The organism is Streptomyces triticirhizae, assembly GCF_003696235.1.
GTDB classification, from domain to species: domain Bacteria; phylum Actinomycetota; class Actinomycetes; order Streptomycetales; family Streptomycetaceae; genus Streptomyces; species Streptomyces triticirhizae.
In genome coordinates this window covers 1-6787 of the sequence record NZ_RFFJ01000263.1, presented here as the reverse complement: position 1 = coordinate 6787, position 6787 = coordinate 1, and the positions used below count along the sequence as shown (strand labels likewise).

Sequence of the window (6787 nt, the reverse complement as noted above, 5' to 3'; positions counted from 1 at the left end):
GCCAGCCAGGCCGCCTGGGAGGCGGCCACCGCCCGGCTCCGCGCCGCCTCGGCGGCCGAGGCCGCCGCCCGCCAGCGGTGCGCCGACCTCGACGCGCTCGGCGCCGAACTGGCCGCCGAGGCACGGGCGTTGGCCCCGTTGCGCGAGGAGAGCCGGCGCATCGCCGGCATCGCGGGCCTGGCCGCCGGCACCTCCCCGCAGAACGAGTACCGGATGCGGCTGGAGACCTATGTCCTCACCGCGCGCCTGGAGCAGGTCGCCGAGGCGGCGAGCGTCCGCCTCCAACACATGTCCGCCGGCCGCTACGCGCTGGTCCACTCCGACGCCCGCGCCGCCCACCGCGCCCGCTCCGGGCTCGGCCTGAACGTGCTGGACGCCTGGACCGGCCGCGCGAGGGACACGGCGACGCTCTCCGGCGGCGAGTCCTTCTTCGTCTCCCTGGCGCTGGCCCTGGGCCTCGCCGACGTGGTGAGCGCCGAGGCCGGCGGCCGGCGCCTGGACACCCTCTTCATCGACGAGGGATTCGGCAGCCTCGACGAACAGTCCCTGGACGAGGTCCTCGACGTGCTCGACGGCCTGCGGGAACACGACCGCCACGTCGGCATCGTCAGCCACGTCCCCGACCTCAGGTCCCGCGTCCCCAGCCAACTGGAGGTCATCAAGACCCGCCGAGGCTCCACGGTCCGCCACCGCGACCACCCTGCGGGGCTCTGAGCTGGTTTTTCGCCCACCCACCCGCCCCTTTCGCCTGCGGCCCTCCCACCAGGCGATCGCGGAAGGCGGCCCCGATGGCGACGCCGCCCCGCTCGGGCCGCTCCCGTGGTGTTCTGGCGGGGCGCACCGGGTCACCACCGAGCCTGCTCAACACACGGGTGGCGGGGCCGTGTTGACCGACACCGAACGTGGAGACACGGAACGCTCGACCGGTCGGGGCGGCCTCCAGGCGCCGTTCTGGTGCTGCGCCGTCAACCGAGACGGCACGCTGTGCCGCAAGAACTCCACCGGCATCCTCATGGGGTGCGGCATCAGGCAACACAAGTGGCAGAAGATGAGAATGGCCATGATCCCTCACGGATGGAGGACGCTGAACCGAGGGCTCTGGGCAAGCCCCACTCAAGGCGTCACCACTCCGGCAGCACTCTCGACCGTCGTGTCCGCCTTGGCGGCAGTTGTCACCCTGCTCGTCACCGCCATGTGACTCGACGCCGCCGCCCCGCCCCGGTGTCCGGACGGCTCCGGGCCGTCCGGACACCCCGGCCGGCCCGGGCCCGGCGCGGGCGCCGAGCGCCCGCGCCGACCAACATCCCTTACAGCACCGCCAGTTCCGCCTCCAGGTCGTCCAGGCCCAGGGAGCCCAGCGACAGCGCCGCCATGTGCCACTTCTTCGCGTCGAAGTCCGCGCCCCTCGCGGCCCGCGCGGCCTCCCGTCCGCGCAGCCAGGCGCGTTCGCCGAGCTTGTAGCCGATGGCCTGCCCCGGCGCGCCCAGGTAGCGGACCAGTTCGCTCGCGATGAACTCCGGCGGCCGGCCGCTGTGCCGCTGGAAGAACGCCCCGCCCAGCTCCGGCGTCCAGCGTTCGCCCGGCCGGAACGGCGAGTCGTCGGGGATGCGCAGCTCCAGGTGCATCCCGATGTCGATGATCACCCGCACCGCCCGCATCATCTGACAGTCCAGATAGCCGAGCCTGGTCTCCGGCGAGGTGAGGAACCCCAACTCGTCCATCAGCCGCTCCGCGTACAGCGCCCACCCCTCCATGTTGGCGCTGACCCCGCCCACCGCCGTCTGGTAGCGCGACAGCTGGTCGGCGATGTGCACCCACTGCGCCAGCTGGAGATGGTGGCCGGGCACCCCCTCGTGGTACCAGGTGGAGACCAGGTCGTAGACGGGGAACTTCGTCTGACCCATCGTCGGCAGCCAGGTGCGGCCCGGCCGGGAGAAGTCCATCGAGGGGCCGGTGTAGTAGGGCGCGGCCGCGCTTCCCGGCGGAGCGATCCGGGCCTCGACGCGCTTGATCCGGTCGGCCAGTTCGAAGTGCGTGCCGTCCAGCGCCTCGATCGCCTCGTCCATCAGGCGTTGCAGCCACGCGCGCACCTCGTCCACGCCCTCGACCACCGTGCCGTGCTGGTCGAGGTGGCGCAGCGCGGCCCACGGGTCGGCGCCCGGCAGGATCTTCTCGGCCTCCGTCACCATCTCCGCGCGTAGCCTGTGGAACTCCGACCAGCCGTACGCGTACGCCTCGTCCAGGTCGAGGTCCGTCCCGTTCCAGTACCTGGACCAGAGCGCGTACCGTTCGCGGCCGGCCACGTCGCTGGCCCCGGCCACCCGGGGCGCGTACTCCTCGCGCAGCCAGCTCCGCAGGCCGGCGACCGCGTCCGTCGCCTGCCGCGCCGACGCGTCCAGCTCCTCGCGCAGCGCCTCAGGCCCCGGCGCCACGAACTCCGCGAACCAGCCGCCGGGTTGGCTCAGCCACTCGTCCAGCCGTTCCAGGGTCTCCGTCACCTGCCGGGGCCCGGCCGGCAGGTCGCGCGCCAACCCCTCGCGCAGCGACGCGCGGTACCCGTCGAGCGCGCCGGGCACCGCCCGCAGCCGGGCCGCCACCGCCGACCAGTCCTCCTCGGTCTCGGCCGGCATGACGGGGAACACCGTCCGCACCGAGTGCGCGGGGGAGTAGAGGCTGCTCATCGCGCGCAGCGGCTCCCCGGCCTCGAACACCGCCAGTTGGGCGTTCAGCCGCTCCCGCAGCAGCCGGGCGCAGCGCCGTTCGACCGCCGCCTCGGCGCCGGGCAGCTTCTCGGCGACGGCCAGCCGGTCCAGGGTGCGCCGCGACAACGCCGCCTCCGCCGCGAGCCCCTGCGGCGAGAAGTCGGGCAGCAGGCCCGAGCTCGCGGGGTCGCCGAGGTAGGTGCCGGTGATGGGGTCGAGGGCGATCAACTCGTCGACATAGGCGTCGGCGAGCTGACGGGGGAGCGAGGTGGTCGTGTCAGCCATGGGGCCATCCTGGTACGGGAGTCGGGGTTCGTCACCATCGTGCCCAGCGGCAGCCGGGTCACCCCCCGAACCCCCGCCGACCCTCCCCGCCTCCGCTACATCTCCCCGCGCGTCACGGCCCCCGCCGGGAGGCGCGGCCCGCCGCGCCGAGCGCCGCGGCCGCCTCAGCGCCGCTCCGAACGCAGCCCGGCGATGCCGTCGAGGACGACCCTCAGGAGCGCGTCGAAGCGGGTCCCGCCGTCACCGGCGAACATGTGCCGTCCGGACGCGGCGACCAGCGGGTGCTCGTCCGCGCCGACCCGCTCCGCGCGGCGGGCGAGCGTGTACCCGTCGTGCTCGGCCTGGAGGCGGGCCTGCTCCTCGATGCAGTGGCCCACGACGAAGGCCGTGAGGACGGCGAACGCGTCGGTCGCCGCCTCGGCGGTGAACCCCCGCTCGCCCAGCCAGGCCAGCGTGCCCTCCTGCTGGCGGAGCACCTCAGCGTCCGTGAGGTAGGTGCCGCTGAAGACGCGCGCGCCGTCCCGGTGGGCGAGGAGCCCACGGCGTGCCGCCCACGCGTAGCCCGCGCAGACCTCGCGCCAGCCGGTGCGGGGGACGGCCGCCGCCTCGGCCGCGATCCCGCTCCAGACGCGCGTCCCCATCTCGTCGACCAGCGCCTGCTTGTCCCGCACGTGCCAGTACAGCGCGGGCGCCTTCACCCCGAGGCGCTCCGCGACCGCGCGCACGGTCAGCCCCTCGATTCCCGTCTCGTCGAGCACCGCCAACGCGGCGTCCACCATCGCGTCGCGGGTCAGTCCCTTGGCCACGATTGACAGTTTAACAGCGTTAAGGCAGACTCCGGGGCGTTGTGTTTAACGACGTTAAGGAGAGTGCTTCGATGAAGGCAGCGGTGATCAACGACGCGGGTGCGCCTCCCGTTCTCGCGGACTTCGCCGACCCTGAACCCGTCGAAGCGGAGTCGGCGTTGACGGTGCTGGCGGCCGGTCTCCACCCGCTCGTCCGCCGCCTGGCCTCGGGCGGCCACTACGGCAGCGCCGGCGTCTACCCGCTGGTTCCCGGGGTTGACTGCGTGGCCGTGGGCTCGGACGGGGCGCCGGTCTACGCCGGATTCGTCCGTGCGCCTTGGGGGACGCTCGCCGAACGCGTCGCCGCGCGCATGGGAATCCCGCTGCCGGACGGCGCGGACCCCGTGCTGATCGCCGGCGGGCTCAACCCGGCGATGAGCGGCTGGCTGCCCCTCGCCCGGCGCCGGCGCGAGGTGGCGGCGCTCGGCACCGTGCTCGTCCTCGGCGCGACCGGCGTCGCGGGGCGGACGGCGGTGCAGGCCGCCCGCCTGCTCGGCGCCGACCGCGTCGTCGGCGTCGGCCGCGACCCGGACCGCCTGCGCGAGGTCGAACGCCTCGGCGGCGTGCCGGTGTCGTTCGACGAGGGACCCGAGGCGCTGGGCGCCGCGCTCGCCGGCACGGCGCCCTCGATCATCCTCGACTACGTCTGGGGTCCGCCGGCCGAGGCGGCCTGGGCCGCCCTGGCACGACGCGGACTCCACGACGACCCGGCGGACATCGTCCATGTGCAGATCGGCGCCGGCGCGGGCGAGTCAGCGGCCCTCCCCGCCGGGCTGCTCCGCAGCCGCCGCCTCCTGGTGCGTGGTTCGGGTGCGGGCTCCACCTCGCTCGATGCCATCGTGGCGGCGATGCCCGAGGTGATGCGCCGGCTCGCGGCCGGGGAGATCGTCGCGCCGGTGCGCGCGTTCCCGCTGTCGCGGATCGCGGACGCCTGGGCCTTCACCGGCCCCGAACGCGCCGTCGTCGTGCCGGACTGAACGCGCCGCCGGCCGTGCCCACCCCCCCGCCGGCAGGCGCGGCCCGCCGCGCCGCCGGCCGTGCCCAACGCCGTGGGTCGGCTTACCGCACCCCCCGCGCCGGCAGCGGCGCCGACACCACCAGGGCGTCGTCGGCGTCCGAGTGTTCGGTCAACGGCAGCCCGGTGGCGCGCAGCGCGCCCAGCAGTTCGGCGTCGCCCGCCTGGGCGACCGCGTACAGGCCGGCCGAGTGCCGCGCCACCGCCAGCGCCACCAGCGCGCCCAGCAGCGCCCCGCCGACCCCGCGACGCTGCCAGTCGTCCGCCACCAGCAGCGCCACCTCCGACTCGGGTCCGTCCCACAACACGTGCCCGAGCCCGACCAGTTGACCGGTGCCCAGATGCGCGGCGACGCTCGCCCCGTGGCGCCCGTTCAACAGGTGCCGCAGATAGTCGTCCGCCTCCCGCGCCCCGCCCGGGTACCGCTGCGCCAGGTTCCCCGGCGAACAGCGGGCGTGCAGGTCGAGGGCGGCCGGCAGGTCGGCCTCGCCGACCCGGCGCAGCCACACGCGCTCCCCACCGGCGAGTGTCGCCTCCGTCAGCGCCGTGCCGTGCCGTGTGGTTCCGGCATCCGGCGCCAACGCGGCGCGACCGCGTCCCGACGGACACCCGTCGCCGCGCCCGGGCAGGCCCAGACGAGCGAGGTGGAGCGTCGGTCGCGGAGTGTCCCACTTATCCATAACCGCACTGTCGTCCCTGGTTATTGCCTGGTCACGAACGAGCTGTGACCGACGGGTAAAGGACCATCACCTGCCGGAGTTCCGCCGGCCGCCGGCCTACGGGGACCCGGCCGCGCGACCGGCCGCCGGGCCTGGTGGGATGGGGACGTGGCTGACGACGCGCTGCTGGAGACCTACCAGGCACACCGAGCGCTGCTGTTCGGTGTGGCCTACCGGATGCTGGGGCGGGTCGCCGACGCCGAGGACGTGGTCCAGGACGCCTGGCCGCGCTGGTCGGCCGCCGACCGCGACGCGGTGCGCGACCCCCGCGCCTACCTGGTGCGGATCGTCACCCGGCTGGCCATCGACCGGCTGCGGGAGCACGCCACCCGCCGGGAGACATACGTCGGGCCGTGGCTCCCCGAGCCGCTGCCGACCGACGCGGTCGCCCCGGCGGCCGCCGCGCCCGACGGCGCCGACCGCGCGCTGCTCGCCGACACCGTCTCCTACGCCGTGCTGCTGCTGATGGAGTCGCTCTCCCCGCTGGAGCGCGCGGTGTTCGTGCTGCGGGAGGCGTTCGGCCTGGGCTACCCGGAGATCGCCGAGGCCCTCGGCCGTGACCAGCCGGCCGTCCGCCAACTCGCCGTCCGGGCACGCCGCCACATGGCCGAGCGCCGCCCCCGTTACCCGGTGGACGCCCGCGACCAGCGCGCCCTCACCGAACGCTTCCTGGCCGCCGCCCTCAACGGCGACGTGGCCGCGCTGCTGGACACGCTGGCCGCCGACGTCACCCTGGTCGCCGACAGCGGCGGCCACGCGAAGGCGCCGCGCCGGACCATCGAGGGCGTGGACAAGGTCAGCCGCTTCCTGGGGGCCGTCGGGCCCGACGCCCCGGCCGGCCTGGTCGCCGAGTTCACCGTGCTCAACGGCGCCCCTGGTGTCTACGTCCACGGGCCCGAAGGGCCCTACGCCGCCATGCTGTTGGAGTTCGAGGACGGGCTGGTGCGGCGGATCTACCTGGTCAACAACCCGGGCAAGCTGGGCCACCTGGCCGGCTGACCGGCCCGCTCGGGGCGGCGCCGAACGGCCCGCCGGCGGCGGCGTGGTCGCCCTGGGCGTCCGGGCCGGGCACAATGGCCGGGGGCCGACCGGCCGGGGGGCCGGCCGGGAGCCGACCAGGGGGGCACCATGACGGGTCAACAGCTGCCGGAGCGTCCCGGAAGGGGCGACCGCCCCGCGCCGTCGTCGAGCGGCCGGCTGCCCGCGCCGCGCGCGGCGGAC

At 75.1% G+C, this 6787-nt stretch carries 7 protein-coding genes; 4 read left to right on the top strand and 3 right to left on the bottom strand.

The window, feature by feature from the left end; all coding sequences use genetic code 11:
- Together EBN88_RS27555 and EBN88_RS27550 are read left to right on the top strand one after the other, a co-directional pair.
- Positions 1 to 714 (top strand): SbcC/MukB-like Walker B domain-containing protein (locus EBN88_RS27555; RefSeq protein ID WP_267902612.1); only part of this gene is annotated, 714 nt, incomplete at its 5' end.
- Between the two features lie 169 nt (positions 715 to 883).
- A complete protein-coding gene (locus EBN88_RS27550) occupies positions 884 to 1198 on the top strand; it encodes a hypothetical protein (RefSeq protein WP_122399757.1) in 315 nt (104 codons plus the stop codon).
- Positions 1199 to 1307: 109 nt separating this feature from the next.
- Here the strand turns inward: EBN88_RS27550 and EBN88_RS27545 are convergent, their stop codons facing one another.
- A complete protein-coding gene (locus EBN88_RS27545) occupies positions 1308 to 2987 on the bottom strand; it encodes a DUF885 domain-containing protein (protein ID WP_122399756.1) in 1680 nt (559 codons plus the stop codon).
- A 164-nt stretch (positions 2988 to 3151) separates the two neighbouring features.
- Positions 3152 to 3793 carry a TetR/AcrR family transcriptional regulator C-terminal domain-containing protein gene (locus tag EBN88_RS27540; protein ID WP_199742507.1) on the bottom strand — a complete coding sequence of 214 codons (642 nt, stop codon included), beginning with the start codon at positions 3791 to 3793 and terminating at the stop codon, positions 3152 to 3154.
- A 71-nt stretch (positions 3794 to 3864) separates the two neighbouring features.
- Here EBN88_RS27540 and EBN88_RS27535 point away from each other — a divergent pair, with 71 nt between their 5' ends.
- Positions 3865 to 4809 (top strand): zinc-binding alcohol dehydrogenase family protein, encoded by a 945-nt coding sequence (locus EBN88_RS27535; protein WP_199742506.1) that lies wholly within the window; start codon positions 3865 to 3867, stop codon positions 4807 to 4809.
- Between the two features lie 82 nt (positions 4810 to 4891).
- Here EBN88_RS27535 and EBN88_RS30900 read toward each other — a convergent pair whose 3' ends face one another.
- On the bottom strand, positions 4892 to 5356 hold the full coding sequence (locus EBN88_RS30900) for a GNAT family N-acetyltransferase (RefSeq protein ID WP_158621558.1): 465 nt from the start codon (positions 5354 to 5356) through the stop codon (positions 4892 to 4894).
- A gap of 318 nt (positions 5357 to 5674) precedes the next feature.
- On the opposite strand from EBN88_RS30900, the gene sigJ reads away from it, so the two are divergent.
- Entirely contained in the window at positions 5675 to 6565 is an 891-nt protein-coding gene (sigJ, locus tag EBN88_RS27525) for an RNA polymerase sigma factor SigJ (RefSeq protein WP_122399755.1), read from the top strand.
- Positions 6566 to 6787 lie beyond the last annotated feature (222 nt).